Source organism: Rhodopseudomonas sp. NSM (genome assembly GCF_052445935.1).
Taxonomy (GTDB): domain Bacteria; phylum Pseudomonadota; class Alphaproteobacteria; order Rhizobiales; family Xanthobacteraceae; genus Rhodopseudomonas.
The window spans coordinates 451,705-467,966 of the sequence record NZ_JBQTCH010000001.1 but is presented as its reverse complement, the minus strand read 5'-3'; the positions used below and the strand labels follow the sequence as shown (position 1 = coordinate 467,966).

15 protein-coding genes are annotated in these 16,262 nt (G+C 63.0%); 9 read left to right on the top strand and 6 right to left on the bottom strand.

Annotated features, from left to right (window positions below; translation table 11 throughout):
* Positions 1-187 precede the first annotated feature (187 nt).
* A complete protein-coding gene (locus ACTZWT_RS02060; protein ID WP_444768056.1) occupies positions 188-910 on the top strand; it encodes a Crp/Fnr family transcriptional regulator in 723 nt (240 codons plus the stop codon).
* A gap of 26 nt (positions 911-936) precedes the next feature.
* Here ACTZWT_RS02060 and hcrB read toward each other — a convergent pair whose 3' ends face one another.
* The 3 genes from hcrB to hcrC are packed head-to-tail and all read right to left on the bottom strand — an operon-like array spanning position 937 to position 4,774.
* Positions 937-1,923 (bottom strand): 4-hydroxybenzoyl-CoA reductase subunit beta, encoded by a 987-nt coding sequence (gene hcrB, locus ACTZWT_RS02055; RefSeq protein ID WP_444768055.1) that lies wholly within the window; start codon positions 1,921-1,923, stop codon positions 937-939.
* The gene (gene hcrA, locus ACTZWT_RS02050; RefSeq protein WP_444768054.1) at positions 1,920-4,241 is read right to left on the bottom strand and encodes a 4-hydroxybenzoyl-CoA reductase subunit alpha; all 2,322 of its coding nucleotides are present in this window, start codon (positions 4,239-4,241) and stop codon (positions 1,920-1,922) included. Before hcrA ends, hcrB begins: the two co-directional genes overlap by 4 nt.
* A gap of 41 nt (positions 4,242-4,282) precedes the next feature.
* On the bottom strand, positions 4,283-4,774 hold the full coding sequence (gene hcrC / locus ACTZWT_RS02045; protein ID WP_444768053.1) for a 4-hydroxybenzoyl-CoA reductase subunit gamma: 492 nt from the start codon (positions 4,772-4,774) through the stop codon (positions 4,283-4,285).
* Between the two features lie 167 nt (positions 4,775-4,941).
* On the opposite strand from hcrC, the gene ACTZWT_RS02040 reads away from it, so the two are divergent.
* From ACTZWT_RS02040 to ACTZWT_RS02005, 8 genes are all read left to right on the top strand, one after another.
* Positions 4,942-6,507: a benzoate-CoA ligase family protein gene (locus ACTZWT_RS02040; RefSeq protein ID WP_444768052.1), complete on the top strand. Its 1,566-nt coding sequence runs from the start codon at positions 4,942-4,944 to the stop codon at positions 6,505-6,507.
* A 140-nt stretch (positions 6,508-6,647) separates the two neighbouring features.
* Positions 6,648-7,829: an ABC transporter substrate-binding protein gene (locus ACTZWT_RS02035; protein ID WP_444768051.1), complete on the top strand. Its 1,182-nt coding sequence runs from the start codon at positions 6,648-6,650 to the stop codon at positions 7,827-7,829.
* Positions 7,830-7,910: 81 nt separating this feature from the next.
* Positions 7,911-8,771 carry a branched-chain amino acid ABC transporter permease gene (locus ACTZWT_RS02030; protein WP_444768050.1) on the top strand — a complete coding sequence of 287 codons (861 nt, stop codon included), beginning with the start codon at positions 7,911-7,913 and terminating at the stop codon, positions 8,769-8,771.
* A 1-nt stretch (position 8,772) separates the two neighbouring features.
* Positions 8,773-10,560: a branched-chain amino acid ABC transporter ATP-binding protein/permease gene (locus ACTZWT_RS02025; RefSeq protein WP_444768049.1), complete on the top strand. Its 1,788-nt coding sequence runs from the start codon at positions 8,773-8,775 to the stop codon at positions 10,558-10,560.
* Complete coding sequence (locus ACTZWT_RS02020) at positions 10,557-11,279, top strand: ABC transporter ATP-binding protein (RefSeq protein WP_444768048.1); 723 nt, start codon at positions 10,557-10,559, stop codon at positions 11,277-11,279. Before ACTZWT_RS02025 ends, ACTZWT_RS02020 begins: the two co-directional genes overlap by 4 nt.
* Before the next feature lie 100 nt (positions 11,280-11,379).
* On the top strand, positions 11,380-12,348 hold the full coding sequence (locus ACTZWT_RS02015) for a GNAT family N-acetyltransferase (RefSeq protein ID WP_444768047.1): 969 nt from the start codon (positions 11,380-11,382) through the stop codon (positions 12,346-12,348).
* A 40-nt stretch (positions 12,349-12,388) separates the two neighbouring features.
* Positions 12,389-12,868, top strand: a complete 480-nt coding sequence (locus tag ACTZWT_RS02010; protein WP_444768046.1) for a GNAT family N-acetyltransferase — start codon at positions 12,389-12,391, stop codon at positions 12,866-12,868.
* A 69-nt stretch (positions 12,869-12,937) separates the two neighbouring features.
* Positions 12,938-13,399, top strand: coding sequence for an Rrf2 family transcriptional regulator (locus tag ACTZWT_RS02005; RefSeq protein WP_444768045.1), 462 nt, complete (start codon positions 12,938-12,940; stop codon positions 13,397-13,399).
* A gap of 66 nt (positions 13,400-13,465) precedes the next feature.
* Here the strand turns inward: ACTZWT_RS02005 and ACTZWT_RS02000 are convergent, their stop codons facing one another.
* The 3 genes from ACTZWT_RS02000 to bcrD all read right to left on the bottom strand — a co-directional run bounded on the left by ACTZWT_RS02000 (position 13,466) and on the right by bcrD (position 16,260).
* On the bottom strand, positions 13,466-13,711 hold the full coding sequence (locus ACTZWT_RS02000; protein WP_444768044.1) for a YfhL family 4Fe-4S dicluster ferredoxin: 246 nt from the start codon (positions 13,709-13,711) through the stop codon (positions 13,466-13,468).
* 32 nt (positions 13,712-13,743) lie between these two features.
* Positions 13,744-15,318: a benzoate-CoA ligase family protein gene (locus tag ACTZWT_RS01995; protein WP_444768043.1), complete on the bottom strand. Its 1,575-nt coding sequence runs from the start codon at positions 15,316-15,318 to the stop codon at positions 13,744-13,746.
* 108 nt (positions 15,319-15,426) lie between these two features.
* A complete protein-coding gene (bcrD, locus tag ACTZWT_RS01990; protein WP_444768042.1) occupies positions 15,427-16,260 on the bottom strand; it encodes a benzoyl-CoA reductase subunit D in 834 nt (277 codons plus the stop codon).
* Between the last annotated feature and the right edge of the window lie 2 nt (positions 16,261-16,262).

Genomic DNA, 16,262 nt, shown 5'->3' with positions numbered 1-16,262 from the left:
CACAATTCGGCTCTCTCGATCGAGAGAACTCCGCTCGCAGGCGCAGCAACCTGCGAAGTCGTCGACGCGCATGCGCTGCATTGCAGCACAATCTAGTACGGGAATGCATAAAATAGTTGACGGCGATCAAGGATCGCAAATTAGCACTTGGGCTTTAGTCGATGAAAATAGGGAGCGAGCGTCCTCGATGGCCTCGAAATTGACCGGTGGTGATCTGCAAATCATCATGCGGATCGCCGTCTTTCGCGGATTGAAGGCAGAAACCGTCGCGCACATGATCGCGCCGGCTACTGTTGTCAGTGTGCGCACGCGCGAACCCATCGTGCAGCAGGACGAGCCGGCGACCGCTTTTTTCATCGTCATTGATGGTTGGGTCAAACTGTTTCGCAGCAACCTCGCGGGTGACGAGGCCGTCATTGAGATCATGACCAAGGGCGGTAGCTTCGCCGAGGCGGCGGCGCTGACCGGCAGTCGCTATCTTGCAACCGCGGAGGCGGTGAACGAAGCGCGGGTGGCGCGGATTCCTGCCGACCACCTGGTGAGGTGCATCCGCCACAATCCCGATATCTCGATCCCGATCATCGCCTCGATCTGCCAGCACATGCACTATTTGGTGCAGCGGGTGGAGCAGCTCAAGGCGCTCAGCGGTGTGCAGCGTCTCGCGGAATTTCTCGCTTCGCTGGCGCTGCAGGAGCAGGGTTCGTGCGCACTGGTGTTGCCTTACGACAAGACCTTGATCGCGGGCGAATTGGGCCTGACCCCGGAATCATTGTCGCGAGCGTTTGCAAAATTGCGGAGCGTAGGCGTCACGGTCGACGCCTCACAGGTCGCGGTCCGCGACGTCTCCCGATTGCGCAAACTCGCGGCCGATGGCCGCAGCGCAGTGCGCGGCACGCTGCAGGCGCGCTGACGCGGCGGCGATAGGGCGGTTGGCGATCAGGCCGCCCCGAGCGAACCGAACAGCTCGTTGGTGAGGCGGCGGGCGATCGCAGCAGCCGCCAGCCTGCGGTAGTTCGCGGACATCAGCGTGGTTCGCATCGGTTGCACCTGCTTCTGCACCAGCCTGTCGATCTCCTGCAGCATCGTGTCGTCCGGCGGCCTTTGCTCGAGTGCCTCCGTCCCGGCGAGCAGGAATGGCCGGGAGTTGGTGCCGGTGAGGGCGATGCGCAGTTGCGCAATATTCGAGGCGGACCGCGACAAGGCCACAGCGACGCCCGCCAGCGGATAGTCGATGGCGCCGCGTACCCGCACCTTTTGATAAGTCGACGCCAGTGGACTGGCCGGCAGCCGGACCGTGGTCAAGATCTCGCCGGGCTGCAGTGACAGATGCGCTCTGCCGTCTTCGACGTAAAGCGCGAACAGCGGAATGCGCCTGTTGCCGTCCGGTCCGGCGATGTCGATCTCGGCACCGAGCACGAGCAAAGCGGGGGCCAGATCGCCACTGAAGGCGGCGTGGCACCGGTTTCCCTGGGGCGCGACGTGGCAGGTCTGGCCCTTGTTCTTGAGGCAATAGGAATTGGCGCGGCGCCACCATTCGCTCTGGTTGTAATAAATGCAGCGGGTGTCGAGACAGAGATTGCCGCCCACGGTACCGAGCCTGCGGTGGCTGGGGCCCGCGATGGCTTTGGCCGCCTCGGCCAAGGCGCGATAGCGCGATGCGATCAAGGCGTCGCTGGCGAGTGCCGCGATGCTGACGCCTGCGCCGATGATCAATCCGTCGCCATCCGATCGGATTTGTTTGATGTCGGCGATGGCGGAGGTGTCGATCAACAGATCCGGCTGCTGCACGCCGCGGCGCATGTTCACCAGCAGGTCGGTGCCGCCGGCCAGCAAGCGGCCGTGAGGATGTTGCAGCAACGCGGCAACCGCCTCGTTGACGGTGCCGGGTTGAACCAGCCGCAGCGCGCAGAGCGAGTCGTTCATGATGCGGCCCTCGCAGCATCGGCCCGTCTCGCCTCGCGCCTGCGCCGGATCAGCGCGTCGATGACGCGATCCGGCGTCACCGGCAACTCGTCCAGCTCGATGCCGATCGCGTTGGCGACGGCATTGACCATTGCCGGCGGGAAACCGGCCAGCGCACCTTCACTGGCCTCCTTGGCACCGAACGGGCCGAACGGATCGTGGCTTTCGACGATCTGCACCTCGATCGGAGGAGATTCCGCCATGGTCGGCATGCGATATTCGAGAAAGCTTGCATGGGCCGCCAGACCCTCGAGATACCGGGTTTCCTCACACATGGCCTGGCCCATGCCCATCCACACCGCGCCCTGCACCTGGCCGACCACCGCGAGCGGATTGATGGCGTAGCCGCAGTCGAGCGCGGACCATACCTTGTCGATGCTGACCAAGCCGGTGGCGTCGTCGACGCTCACCTCGACCACCTGAGCGGCGTAGCTGAAGCCCATTGTGGAGCCGACCGCGCCGCCGCGATGCTTGCCGCCCTGGGATTCCGGCGGGCAGGTGAAGGAGCCCTTGACGGTGATCGCGCCCTCGTCGACCAGCGCCGCCGCCACGACCTCGGCGAACGGCAATGCCGTCTGCGCGCCGCTGCCGACATAGAAGGTTTCCCCGGCGCATTCGATCTGGTCGGGCGAGGCTTCGAGCTTTCGCGCCGCAGCGGCGACCAGGATGTCTTTCAACTGCTTCGCGGCATCGATCGCAGCGTTGCCGACCATGAAGGTGATGCGCGACGAGTAGGCGCCATTGTCCTTCGGGGTGAGCGCGGAGTCGCCCGAAATCACCCGCACGCGGTTCAGATCGATGCCCAGCGTCTCCGCGACCGTGATGGCGACCACGGTCGAGGAGCCCTGGCCGATATCGGCCGCGCCGGTCAGTGCGGTGACGCCACCGTCGAAATCCAGCCGGAGTGCGACCACTGCGTGGGGCTCGCCGGTGAAGTGGATCGGCTTGGCCGATCCGCTGACATAATGCGAGCAGGCCATGCCGAGGCCCTTGCCCGGCGGCATCTTTCCGATGCGCTCGTGCCATCGGCTTTCGCGCTCGACCTTGTCGAGGCAATCGCCGAGGCCGTAGCTGTTCACCATCAGATCGTTCAGCGTCCGGGTCGGCGCGCTCAGCAGATTGGCGCGGCGGACAGCGAACGGATCAAGGCCGAGTTCGCGCGCCATCCGGTCGATCAGCGTTTCGAACGCATGACGGACGTCGACCGAGCCGTGACCGCGCATCGCGCCGCAGGGCGGCAGATTGGCATAGACCCGGTAGCCATCGTATTTGACGGCGGGAATGTCGTAGAGGCCCTGCAGCAGCGCACCGGCATAGAGGATGGTGACGATGCCGTATCCCGCATAGGCGCCGCCGCGCTGCACCACTTCGCATTCGCACGCAGTGAACCGGCCGTCGCGCTTCATCCCGATCCTGAGCTTGATGTCGGTCTGCGGCCGCGCTCGATGGGTGAGAAAAGTCTCCTCGCGCGTGAGGCGCATCGACACTTTGGCGCCGGCCTTGCGGGCGAGCAAAGCGGCGATGATCTCGAAGTTCAGGACCTCGACACGCGCGCCGAAGCCGCCGCCGACGAAGGGTTTGACCACGCGAATGCGCGACTGATCGATCTCCAGGCAGCGCGCCAGCATCAGATGCAGATAATAGCCGACCTGAGAGACGCTCTGCGCGGTGAGCCGCCCGGCGATTGGATCATAGTCCATCAGGCAGGCATGAGGTTCGATCTGGGCGTGATTGACCTCGGCGCAACTGAACCCGTGCTCGCGGATCAGATCAGCCGCGTCGAACCCGGCACCGAGATCGCCGAACTCATTGTGGACTTCGCGCTCGATATTGCCCGGTTTGTTGTCATGCAACAACCAGGCGTCCGGAGCGCGAGCTGCCGGTGAATCGTAGTAAGCCGGGAGCTTGCGCACCTCGATTTCGATCAGACTCAGTGCGCGTTCCGCCGTCTCGGCGTCGATCGCGGCCACTGCGGCGATCGGCTCGCCGCGGTAGCGAACCCTTCCGCGTGCCATCGGAAATTCGTTCATCGCGATCGGCAGCACGCCATAGGTGATCCCGCAATCCTCGCCGGTGACCACCGCGACGACTCCGTCCAGTGCGAGCGCCTTGCTGATGTCGAGGCCAACGATATCGCCGTGGCTGATCGGACTGCGCAGAATCCGGCCGACGAGAGCCCCGGAATGGTCGAGGTCCGCGGTGTAGCGCGCGCCCCCGGTGACCTTCTCGATACCGTCGATCAGCGGCACGCCGCTGCGGCCGAGACCGCCCTGTGGCATCGGTCCTCCAGTCATCGGTCCTCCGGTCATGGGTCCTCCAGTCATGGCGTCACGCCCGCTGCTGCCTGAACCGATTCGAGGATTTTCGTGTAGCCGGTGCATCGGCACAGATTGCCGGACAGCGCTGTTCTAATCTCTGCATCGGTGGGAGACGGATTGCGCCGCAGCAGGCCCTCCGCGGCCATGATCATTCCTGGGGTACAAAAGCCGCATTGCGTCCCCAGGCGCTCGTGAAAGGTCTGCTGCAGCCGACTGAGCCGTCCATTCGCCGCAAGTCCTTCGATGGTTTCGACGTGACGGCCTTCGCAGCGCACAACGAGCGTGAGGCATGACGGCACAGCCTCGCTATCGATCAGTACGGTGCAGGCCCCGCACTCACCACCGTCGCAGCCGGTCTTGACGCCGGTCAGGCCGACGATATCACGCAGGTAGTCGACGAGTATCATTCCATCGGCGACCGCATCTTCGCGCCATCGGCCGTTGATCTTCAGACGTAGTAGACGCTTGTGTGGCCGTGGCATCGGTTCATGCATAGGTCGCTCCCTCGATGCCAGACTGTCGACGCGCGAGCGATGCTTCCATGACTAAAGTCAAGGCGAGCTGGTTTGCTGAGAATTTCGACGTTCGGCACCTAGCAAAAGTCAAGGAGGCCGCCGCGGCGACGTGCTAGTCGAAGGATAACTCAAGGGCGAGGGAAGACATGCCGCTACGTGACTACAATGCGGCGGTCGATTTTGTAGATCGCAATGTCGCGGAAGGTCGGGGCGAGAAGATCGCCTTCATCGATCCGTCGCGCCGGCTGTCCTATGGCGAACTGCGCGATGCGGCGGCGCGGGTCGGTCCGATGCTGGCGCGGATCGGCGTCGAGCAGGAAAACCGCATCGCGCTCGTACTTCATGACACCGTCGACTTTCCCATTCTGTTCTGGGGAGCGATCCGGGCCGGAATCGTCCCGGTGCTGCTCAACACCCGGCTTACCGCCGATCAGTATCGCTACCTTCTGGAGGATTCACGGGCGAAGGTGGTGTTCGTGTCGGCCGATCTACTGCCGTTGATCGAGGAAGCAGCGGCGGAACTTCCCCATCTTCGCTCGATCGTCGCGGTCGGCGATGGGCCGACAGCGACCGCCCGGCTGGCAGACCTCCTGGCGGCCGAGAACGAGGGCGGCGCGCCAGCCGGAACATGCGCCGACGACGTCGCCTATTGGCAATACTCGTCGGGTACCACGGGCATGCCCAAGGGCGTCATGCACGTCCACGCGAGCCCACGCATTCTCTCCCATAATGTCGGCGTTCGTCGGATCGGCTATCGCGAGAACGACCTGGTGTTCTCGGTGGCAAAACTGTTCTTCGCATATGGACTCGGCAACGCGATGTTCTGCTCGATGTGGGTAGGCGCAACCTCGGTGCTGTACCCTGAACGGCCGACGGCCGTATCCGTGTTCGAGATGTTGCGGGTGCATCAACCGACCCTGCTGTTCGCGGTGCCGACGCTCTATGCCGCGATCCTTGCCGACAAGGGGACCATGGACGACCAATTGCCGGAACGGCTTCGCCTGTGCGTTTCCGCCGGTGAGCCTTTGCCTACGCAGGTCGGGCTGAATTGGCGAAGCCGATTTGGGCGAGACATCGTCAACTGCGTCGGCTCCACCGAGATGGGGCATATGTTTGTGACCAATCTGCCGAACGCGGTGGAGTACGGCACCTCTGGCGTTCCGGTGGAGGGGTATCGCCTCAAACTGGTGGATGATCAGGGTCGCGACGTCGCCGACGACGAGATCGGCGAACTGCTGGTCAACGGCGGATCCGCCGCCGCGGGCTATTGGAATCAGCGCGACAAGTCCCGGGCGACCTTCGTCGGCGAGTGGACGCGCACCGGCGACAAATATCACCGTCGCGCCGATGGCGTGTACACCTACCGCGGCCGCAGCGACGACATGTTCAAGGTCAGCGGCATCTGGGTGTCGCCGTTCGAGATCGAAGAGGCGCTGATGAGCCATTGCAAGGTCGCCGAGGCCGCGGTGATTCCGGTCGAGGATACCGATGGGCTGATCAAGCCGAAGGCCTTCATCGTGCTGGCGTCGAAGGACGAAGAAATCAGCGCGCTGTTCGATGAGCTCAAGGAACACGTCAAGCGTTCGATCGGCCCGTGGAAATATCCGCGCTGGATACGCGTGGTCGACGAATTGCCGAAGACGTCGAGCGGCAAGTTGCAACGCTACATGTTGCGCGAGATGGCCTGGGACCAGACCCAATCAGTCGGATGACGCTGCAACTCGCACGGCGTTGGGGCCGATCGCTCGCCGGAGTTGACGAACCGTCTGATCGAATTCGCGGAATGTACTGAGTAACAAGAAAAAACGACAGATACGCAGGAACGCCAAGTTGAACCGAGGGGGAGGAGACTATGATCAATCGACGGCGATTGTTGTCCATTGGAGCTTCGACGGGCGCCGCTCTGGCGTGTGGCCCGTTCATTCGATCGTCCCACGCGCAAGCCGGACCGCTCAAGGTCGGGCTGTTGCTGCCATATAGTGGCACATTCGCGCCATTGGGGGAGGCGATCACGCGTGGCCTCGAACTCTACATCGGTTCGCAGGGTGGCAAGCTCGCCGGGCGAAGCGTTTCGTTCGTCAAGGTCGATGATGAGTCCGCGCCACCCAAGGCGACTGAACTGACGACGAAGCTGATCCAGGGTGAGAAGTCGGACATTCTGATCGGCACCGTTCACTCGGGTGTCGCCATGGCGATGGTCAAGATCGCACGCGAGGACGGCATTCCGACCATCGTGCCGAATGCCGGAGCCGACATCATCACGCGCGCGATGTGCGCGGAGAATGTGTTCCGAACCTCGTTCGCCAATGGTCAGATCGGTCGCGCGACCGGCGACGCGATGCTCGAGGCGGGACACAAGAAGGCCGTGACGATCACCTGGAAGTACGCCGCGGGTGAGGAAATGGTCAACGGCTTCAAGAAGTCCTTCATTGCGGGGAAGGGCGAAATTCTGAAGGACATCACCATCGCATTCCCCGACGTCGAATTCCAATCGGCGTTGGCGGAGGCTGCTTCGCTCAAGCCGGACTGCGTCTATGCGTTCTTCTCCGGCGGCGGCGCACTCAAATTCATCAAGGACTACGCCGCGGCGAAACTAGGCATTCCGCTCTGGGGCCCGGGCTTCTTGACCGACGGCGTCGAGGCCGCCGCGGGGCCGGCAGGCGATGGCGTCAAAACAGTGTTGCACTATGTGGGCGATCTGGACAACGCCGAGAATCAGGCCTTCGTGAAATCATTCGAAGCCGCCTACAAGATTCCTCCGGATGTATTTGCGGTGCAGGGATGGGACGCCGGCCAGCTGCTCAATATCGGTCTGAAGGCCGTCGGCGGTGATATCTCGAGACGCAAGGAATTCAACGCGGCGATGGCGGCGGCCTCGTTCGACAGTCCGCGTGGCCCGTTCAAATTGTCGGCCGCTCACAATCCGATCCAGAACTTCTACTTACGTGAGCTGAAAGGCGGCAAGAACATGAATCTCGGGCTTGCTGCGAGCGCGGTGGCCGACGTTGCAGTTGGTTGCAAGTTGGCCGGATAGCCAAAGATCCGATCAACAGGAGAGGCGGGAGGTCTCCGGCCGGCCTCTTTTGGGTCCTCCAGAACGTCGATTGCGGTGTCCATGAGCCTCATCCTCATCCAGCTCTTGAATGGCCTGCAAACAGGTCTGGTGATCTTCCTGGCAGCGAGCGGACTGACGCTGGTTTTCGGAATTCTCGGCGTCATCAATCTCTCCCACGGATCGTTCTACATGATCGGCGCCTATCTGGCGTTGTCGCTCACCGGTGTGTTCGGCGACGTCTTTGTGGCACTGCTGGCGGGCATCCCGCTCGCCTTTGCGTTGGGTGTGTTGATCGAATGGCTATTCATCCGTCATCTTTACGATCGCGACCACTTGCAGCAGGTGCTGCTCACCTTCGCGCTGATCCTCGTATTCAACGAGTTCCAGCAGGTGGTCTGGGGGTCCTACCCACACGCGATACCGGCGCCGAGTTACTTGTCTGCAAGCGTTCGTCTGACAGACGGACTGAGCTATCCGGTCTACCGGTTGGCGTTGATGGCGATCTGTATCGCCCTGGCGATTGCGATGGCCATCGTGATCCAGAAGACCCGGGTCGGCCGCCTGATCAGGGCTGCGGAATCGAACCGAGAAATGGTCGATGCGCTCGGCTTCGACTCGCGGTTGATCTTCCGAATGGTGTTTGCCACGGGCGTGGCCCTGGCTGCCACCGCGGGCATGCTCGCGGCGCCGATCGAAAGTGCCTATCCCGGCATCGGCGATCGCGTGTTGATCACGTCGTTTGTCGTCGTTGTGATCGGCGGGATCGGGTCGGTCCGCGGTGCATTCATCGGATCGTTGCTGATCGGCCTGGCGGACGCCTTCGGCAAGGTGTTCCTGCCACAATTTTCCAGCATCATCATCTATGCGCTGATGGCTTTGGTTCTGGTGGCGCGTCCCGCCGGATTGTTCGGGCGGTCCTGACATGCTGACCCGCCCCAATCCTGTCGTCATGGTGTTCTTTGCGCTGCTGCTTGCGTGTCTCGTGGCACTGCCGTTCTTCACCGGTCCGTATCCGGTGAAGCTGATGACCCGCATCGTGATCCTCGCGACCTTCGTCCTGAGCCTCGATCTGCTGATCGGAGTGACGGGCCTCGTCAGCTTCGGTCATGCGGCATTCTTCGGCTGCGGCGCCTACGCGGTCTATTTTGTCTCGCCGGAGTCGGAAGCCGCCAATGTGTTTGTGACCCTCGGCGCCGGTCTGCTGGCCGGCGGACTGGTGGCGTTGATCGTCGGCGCCTTTGCGACCCTCACGCGGGGCTTCTATTTCATCATGGTAACGCTGGCGGCCGGACAGATGCTGTTCGCGCTGTTCCACGACACCGACATCGCCAAGGGTTCGGACGGGGCCTTCATCAACGTCAAGCCGGAATTGACGATGTTCGGCGTCAGCCTGCTCGACTTTTCCGATCGGCGTCAGTTCTATTTTGTCTGCATCGCGGTTCTGGTGGGAGTCTATTTCCTGCTTTTCGCACTGGTACGCTCGCCGTTCGGCCGGGTATTGCAGGGCATTCGCGCCAACGAAGTCCGGATGAGTTCGCTCGGCTACAATGCCTATCGCTACAAGCTCGCCGCCTTCACGCTGGCCGGAATGCTGGCCGGATTGGCCGGCGCGCTGTTCGCGTCGATCGACGGCTTCGTCACGCCGGATCTGCTCAACTGGCATCAATCCGGGCTGGCCATCATGATGGTGGTGCTGGGAGGCGCCGGCACTTTGTTCGGACCGATCCTCGGGGCGCTGGCCTATTCGTCGCTGGAGGAATTGCTCAAGACTGCGAGTATCGTCGGTCCTTTCGTGGCCGACCATTGGCGGCTGGGGACTGGCGCGACGCTCATCGTCGCGGTGTTGATATCGCCGGATGGCCTCGCGGGCCTTCTCCGATGGAAACAAGCGCGACAGGATCGCGCGCCGGTTCGGCCGGTCGATATTGCGTCCCGGCGCCCGGCGCGCGTTGCGAAAACCTTGTCGACCGAGGGATTGAGCAAGAATTTCGACGGCGTGATCGGCGTCGACGACGTCTCGGTACGGTTCGAAGCCAATATGGTGCATGCCATCATCGGGCCGAACGGCGCTGGCAAGACGACATTCACCAATCTGCTCTCGGGCGCGCTTCCGGCAACGACGGGCAGCGTGCGGATCGACGATCTCGACGTGACCGGTTGGCCGGCGCACCGGATCGCCCGCGCCGGTCTCGGACGGTCCTATCAGCGCACCAACATCTTTCAGCGGTTTACGGTGCGAGAGAACTGCGCGCTCGCGGCGCAGCTTCACAAGGACGCGCTGTGGCGGTTGCGCGACGGGCCATATCGCGCCCGGGAGGATGCCGCGATCGATCGTGCGCTCGGAGTCGCGGGCCTCGCCGATCGGGCCAACGTCATTGCGGGCCGGATGTCGAACGGTGAACAGCGTCAACTCGAGATCGCGATGCTGATCGCGAGCGGCGCGGATCTGCTGATTCTCGACGAGCCGCTGGCCGGCATGGGGCCCGAGGAGACCCAGCGCGTCGTGGCGCTGCTGCGCGATCTGGTGCGCGACCACACCATCATCGTGATCGAACACGACATGGACGCGGTGTTTGCCGCGGCCGACACATTGACCGTCCTGGTCCAGGGCAAGCTGTTCGCCCGCGGACGTCCGGATGAGATCCGCTCCAACGAGGCGGTGCTGGAGGCCTATCTCGGCCATCACGCCAGGATGAGGGGAGCAGCATGATCGCCGCAGCGGAGGCGATGCTCGAGGCACGCGGCATCGATGCGTTCTACGGGCCCAGCCATATCCTGCGAAGCGTCAATTTTCGCGTGGGACGGGGTGAGACCGTGAGTCTGCTGGGGCGCAATGGCATGGGCAAGACCACGCTGCTGCGCACGCTGATAGGATTGCTGAAGCCGAAACGCGGGTCGATCCTGCTGAACGGACGCGACATGACCGACGCCCGACCGAATATCAGGGCGCGGGCCGGAATGGGCTTCGTGCCGGAAGGCCGCGGCATCTTTCCGAACCTGTCGGTCGAGGAGAACCTGCTGTTCGCCGCGCGCCTGGGTCCGGAAGGTCAGGTCGAGTGGACGCCGGAGGCGATCTACGAGATGTTTCCGAGGCTAGCTGATCGTCGCAAGATCTGGGGCAATCTGCTCTCCGGTGGCGAGCAGCAGATGCTGACGATCGGACGGGTTCTGTTGAGCAATCCGACCGTTCTGCTGATCGACGAAGCGACCGAGGGGCTCGCGCCGAAAATGCGCGACGAGATCTGGAAGACGCTTGGATTGATCGCAACGAAAGGGATTGCGACCGTGATCGTCGACAAGAACCTCGATGATCTGGTCGAACTGGTTGATCGCCACGTCATCCTGACCAAGGGCGAGGTGGTGTTCGAGGGAACGTCGGATGAGTTGCTCGCGGATCAGGACATGGTCAGGACCATGCTCGGCGTATGATCGCGACCGGGCGCACTGTGGAAGGTTTCAACGCAATCCGGCATCCGGGGGTCGGCGGAAGGTTCCGCCCTTTTGCGGTGCCATATCCAAGGTGAACCTCATGCCGAACGCGCAGACTCAGTCGAGTGCCACTCACCAGGTCCGTCCGTTGCTGCCGTCCGATCTCGACAGGGTGGTGGAGATCGATCGGGACAACACCGGCCATGCGCGACGCGGCTTCTTCGAAAGCCGCCTGGCCGCCAGTCGGAGCGATCAGAATGGCTTCCTAGCGCTCGCCTATACCGAACATGACAGGGTCGAAGGATTTGTCCTCGCCCATATGCTCGATGGCGAATTCGGCACGTCTGGCCCCGCGACGATTCTCGATGCGATCGGGATCGCGCAATCGGCTCGCGGGCACGGCGGTGCCCATGGGTTGATGCGGACCCTTCAGGAAAAGGCACGTCGGCGGAATGCGCAGGCGGTGAGGACACAGGTGCTGTGGTCGGATGAGGCGATGACCCAGTTCTTTGCGGGTCTGGGATTCAAGCTCGGGACGCGGCTGGTATTGGACTGCGACTGCGCCAAATGGGCGCGCGAAGGCGAGCCGCAAACCGAACCCTGCGGGGACGGCGACCGGGATCATTCGCCGGATCGGATCGTGGTGCGCTCCATGGTGGCGGAAGACCTTCCCGCCGTGATCAGCCTTGACCGCGGCATTACGGGGCGCGACCGTTCGGCCTACTATCAACGCAGGATGGACGAGGCGCTGCGCAAGAACGGCATCCGGCTGTCGATGCTCGCAGAGATCGACCGGACTCCCGCCGGTTTCGTCATGGCGCGGGTCGACTATGGAGAATTTGGCCAGACCGAAATGGCGGCCGTGCTGGACACGATTGGGGTCCACGCCGAGTTTCGGGCGCAGGGGGTAGGTTCGATCCTGCTGGCCCAATTGATGGCGCATCTGGCGAGCCTGCGTGTCGAACGCGTCCGGACCGTGGTGGAGTGGAATGACGTCACCCTGATCGGCTTTTTCGATCGGCTGGGGTTCAAGCCGACGCAGAGCGTGGTGCTTGCGCTCGCGTTATAGAAGCAGGAACCATGGGTGGCGCGGGAACTGGGAGAATGCGATGAGTGGCACGAACAAGGTCTGCTTGGGTGAGGTGGCTCGCGAAGTGCACATTCGCCCCGCCGCAGCCCGGGACGTGGCATGGATCGTCAAGATCGACGAGGCCGCGACCGGACAAGCCAAGCCGCGCTATTGGCGGGATCTGTATGACAGCTTTTCCAAGAATCGGGCCGGGTGTCGTGCGTTCTTGGTGGCCGAGATCAACGGAGAGGTCGTCGGGTTCATCTCCGGGGAGGTCCGGGATTTCGAGTTCGGCGCGGAAAGTTGCGGATGGGTATTTGCGCTGACCGTCGATCCTGCGATAAGGGTGAACAACATCGGCACCCAACTGTTTGATGAGATTTGCAATATCTTCACGGAGGCGCGCGTGAAGAAGGTTCGGACCATGATCGAGCACGACAATCAACTGGTGATCGCCTTCTTTCGCAGTCAGGGTCTGATGGTCGGCCGATTCATCGGGATGGAGAAGAATCTCGACTAGGCGGTTCGGACCAGCGCTATTGGGGCCCATGCTGTTCGGAACGCCGTCGAGACAAAAAGATTGACGCCGATGAAACTGCAGAAATCGACGATGTGTGGATTGTATGCCGTGCTCGAACTCGCATCGCATGCCGATCAGCAGATTTCCGCCGGCGACATCGCCGAAAAGTACGATATCTCGCTCAATCATTTGGCCAAAGTGCTGCGGACCCTGGTGCGCGCGCGCCTGATTGAATCGGTGCGGGGCCCTGGAGGTGGCTATACTTTCATCGGCAATCCGAAGCGTCTCACCCTGCTCGACATCATCGCGTTGTTCGAGGATACCAACCCCAATCCCGAGCAGGCTGCTGTCGACAATCACGAAGAGAGCCGGGCGCTGCACAAGGTGTTGCGCGACATCGACGATATCGCGATGACGACGCTGCGATCGGTCTCGTTCACGTCGCTCTTGAAGTTGATCGACATTGAGCGCCGCAACAACGAGCAGAACTCACCTCGACAGTCGGTGCGTGTGTCGGCCAGCGGGGCGTAGCCGCAGGTTTTCGAATGCGAGAGCGGCAGCCGCGGGCGAGGTCCGGTGCGGGATCAGCCTCGCCTCCTAGATGTGCAGTTGATCGTACTTCGCCTGCAGATCGTTCGGCGATTCCGGCCACTCGGGATTTGCGACGACGCAATCGGCGGGGCATACGAGACAGCACTGCGGCTCGTCTTCAGCTCCCACGCACTCCGTACAACGCAGGGGATCGATCACGAACACGGGATCGCCCGCCGATATCGCCTCGTTCGGGCACACCGGTCTGCAGGCGTCGCAGGCCGTGCAGTCTTCATTGATCATCAGCGCCATGCCGTTCTCCTTCTCGCTGATCCGCACCTGCCTCAGTTCAGAATGCCTTCGCGAAGCTTGAAGCGTTGAATCTTTCCGGTCGCAGTCTTCGGAAGCTCGTCGACGAAAACCGTGCTGCGCGGATATTTGTAGGGCGCCAGCCGATCCTTGATGAAGCTCTTCAGTTCGGCCTCCGATACGGTCACCCCCGGCCGCTGCACCACAAAGGCCTTCGGCTTGGTCAGGCCGTTCTCGTCGGCGATTCCGACGACCGCGGCTTCCAGCACCGAGGGGTGTTGCACTAGGGTCGCCTCGATCTCGAACGGGCTGACATAGATGCCGCTGACCTTGAGCATGTCGTCGGTACGCCCGGCGTAGGTGTAGGAGCCGTCCTCGTTGCGGATGTATTTGTCGCCGCTCTTGGTCCAGCCGCCCTGAAAGGTCTCCTGGGTCTTAGCGCGATTGCCCCAATACATCGTCGCCGACGAGGGGCCGTGGATGTAGAGATCGCCCGGTTCGCCGTCTGGCACCGGTCCACCGCTATCTCCGCGCAGCTCGATCCCGTAGCCCGGCACTGGCCAGCCGGTGGTGCCGTAGCGAACCTTGTCGGGTCGGTTCGACAGAAAAATATGCAGCATCTCGGTGGAGCCGATGCCGTCGACGATGTCGATGCCGAAATGGCGCTGGAAGCGCTGACCGATCTCCGCCGGCAGTGCTTCTCCCGCGGAGGAGGCCAGTCGCAGGGCAAGCTGCTCGCGCGCCGGCAGGTTGGGCACCACCAACATGCCCGCAAAGCCGGTCGGCGCGCCGAAGAAGACCGTCGGCTTCAAGCCGGCCACGCCGCCGAGCCAGCGCCTGAACACCGCGTCTGGCGTCGGCCGCTCGGGCATCAACAGCGTGGTGGCGCCCACGGTCAGCGGAAACGTCAGCGCGTTGCCGAGACCATAGGCGAAGAACAGCTTTGCGGCGGAGAAGCAGACATCATCCTCGCGAAGCTGCAGCGTGTTGCGGCCATAGAGCTCCGAGCTCCAATACGGATTGGCCTGGGTGTGGACGACGCCTTTGGGGCGTCCCGTTGAGCCTGAGGAATACAGCCAGAACGCAGGATCGTCGGCGTGAGTGGCCGCGGGCTTCTCCAATGGCGCCTGCGCGCCGACGAAGGCGTCGAACTCCACCTCGTCGGGTTCGAGCGGCGCGTCGGGGTGAGACACGATCACCTTGTGCACTTCGTGGTCGCTCTTGGTGAGTGCAGCCTTCAACGTTCCGCGCAACGCGCCGCTGACCAGCACGGCCTGGGCGCGGGAGTGTTCCAGCATGTAGGCGTAGTCGTCGGCGGTCAGCAGCGTATTGACCGCGACCGGGACGATGCCGGCGTAGATCGCGCCGAGGAAAGCGACCGGCCAGTCTGTGCCGTCCAGCATCAGCAGGAAAACGCGCTCCTCGCGCTTCACGCCGAGGGAACGAAGACCAGCCGCCAGGCGCCTCGCTTTGTCGTCGAGTTGAGCGAAAGTGAGCGTGCTCGAGTCGTCGACGAAGGCCAGCTTGTCCGGCCGGCCGGCGTTGGCTTGCAACAGATGCGCCGCGATGTTGAATCTCTCCGGCGGCGGCGTCACCACGGCGGCATTCATGGTTTCTCTCCCTGATCGATGCATTGTGTCCGGAGCGATCTGTGCCGCTTCCTGGTTCATCATGCCGTGGCCGTCGGCTCGGGTCACGACACAGTTGATGGCCCCAGCTCAGGCCGCGCTCGCCATGTCGGTGAGCCTGCGGTGCCGGAACGCCCCCCACAACGCAGCGCCGAAGGCGCCAGCGAAGATCGCGTCCGGATGACTTTCGATCGGCACGGCGATCTTGGCCTTGACTAAGGCATCCTGCATCGCCTCGACGAGGCCCTTGTCCAGCGCCAGGCCGCCGGTCATCTGCACCACGCCGTCGAGCGTGCCGAGGGTCTTCAGCAGCTTGGCGAGCCGGTCGGCCATCGATTCATGGATGCCGCGCAAAATGTTCGGCGCGGTGATGCCGCGCGACACCATGTTGATGACGTCGGTCTCGGCCAGCACCGCACAGATGCCCGACACCTTTTCCGGGTTGTCGGCCTGCTTCGACAGCGAGCCGATCTCGTCCTGGGCGATGCCGAGATAGCGCGCGATGTTCTCCAGGAATTGGCCGGAGCCGGAGGCGCACTGGCTGGTCATTTTGTAGGACAGCACCTTGCCGCGCTCGTCCATCCGGATGGCGCGGCCGTGCAGCGCGCCGGTGTCGAGCGCCGCGCGGGCATCCGGCCGCAGATAGATCGCGCCGCGCGCGTGGGTGGTCATCGAATAGAAATGCCCGGTGTGGAAGTCGAGTGCTTCGCCTTCACCGGTGGTGGCGCAATAGGCGATGTCGCCGCGCGCCAACCCCGCGTCCTTCAGCACGCTGTCGTAAATGTCGCCCGCGAGCTTGAGCGGATCGCGCTGCCGGACCCGCTCGACCAGCTTTCCCAGACAAATCTCTTGCCCATTGGCGACCTCGAACACCGCCACCTTGACGGCGCCGGTACCGACATCGATTCCGGATGTGATCGGCATAG

What these genes read in the sequence shown, in the direction of transcription:
- ACTZWT_RS02060 (WP_444768056.1), top strand. Translation starts at nt 188, where the DNA reads ATGGCCTCGAAATTGACCGGTGGTGATCTGCAAATCATCATGCGGATC.
- hcrB (WP_444768055.1), bottom strand. Translation starts at nt 1,923, where the DNA reads ATGAACGACTCGCTCTGCGCGCTGCGGCTGGTTCAACCCGGCACCGTC.
- hcrA (WP_444768054.1), bottom strand. Translation starts at nt 4,241, where the DNA reads ATGCCACAGGGCGGTCTCGGCCGCAGCGGCGTGCCGCTGATCGACGGT.
- hcrC (WP_444768053.1), bottom strand. Translation starts at nt 4,774, where the DNA reads ATGCATGAACCGATGCCACGGCCACACAAGCGTCTACTACGTCTGAAG.
- ACTZWT_RS02040 (WP_444768052.1), top strand. Translation starts at nt 4,942, where the DNA reads ATGCCGCTACGTGACTACAATGCGGCGGTCGATTTTGTAGATCGCAAT.
- ACTZWT_RS02035 (WP_444768051.1), top strand. Translation starts at nt 6,648, where the DNA reads ATGATCAATCGACGGCGATTGTTGTCCATTGGAGCTTCGACGGGCGCC.
- ACTZWT_RS02030 (WP_444768050.1), top strand. Translation starts at nt 7,911, where the DNA reads ATGAGCCTCATCCTCATCCAGCTCTTGAATGGCCTGCAAACAGGTCTG.
- ACTZWT_RS02025 (WP_444768049.1), top strand. Translation starts at nt 8,773, where the DNA reads ATGCTGACCCGCCCCAATCCTGTCGTCATGGTGTTCTTTGCGCTGCTG.
- ACTZWT_RS02020 (WP_444768048.1), top strand. Translation starts at nt 10,557, where the DNA reads ATGATCGCCGCAGCGGAGGCGATGCTCGAGGCACGCGGCATCGATGCG.
- ACTZWT_RS02015 (WP_444768047.1), top strand. Translation starts at nt 11,380, where the DNA reads ATGCCGAACGCGCAGACTCAGTCGAGTGCCACTCACCAGGTCCGTCCG.
- ACTZWT_RS02010 (WP_444768046.1), top strand. Translation starts at nt 12,389, where the DNA reads ATGAGTGGCACGAACAAGGTCTGCTTGGGTGAGGTGGCTCGCGAAGTG.
- ACTZWT_RS02005 (WP_444768045.1), top strand. Translation starts at nt 12,938, where the DNA reads ATGAAACTGCAGAAATCGACGATGTGTGGATTGTATGCCGTGCTCGAA.
- ACTZWT_RS02000 (WP_444768044.1), bottom strand. Translation starts at nt 13,711, where the DNA reads ATGGCGCTGATGATCAATGAAGACTGCACGGCCTGCGACGCCTGCAGA.
- ACTZWT_RS01995 (WP_444768043.1), bottom strand. Translation starts at nt 15,318, where the DNA reads ATGAATGCCGCCGTGGTGACGCCGCCGCCGGAGAGATTCAACATCGCG.
- bcrD (WP_444768042.1), bottom strand. Translation starts at nt 16,260, where the DNA reads ATGCCGATCACATCCGGAATCGATGTCGGTACCGGCGCCGTCAAGGTG.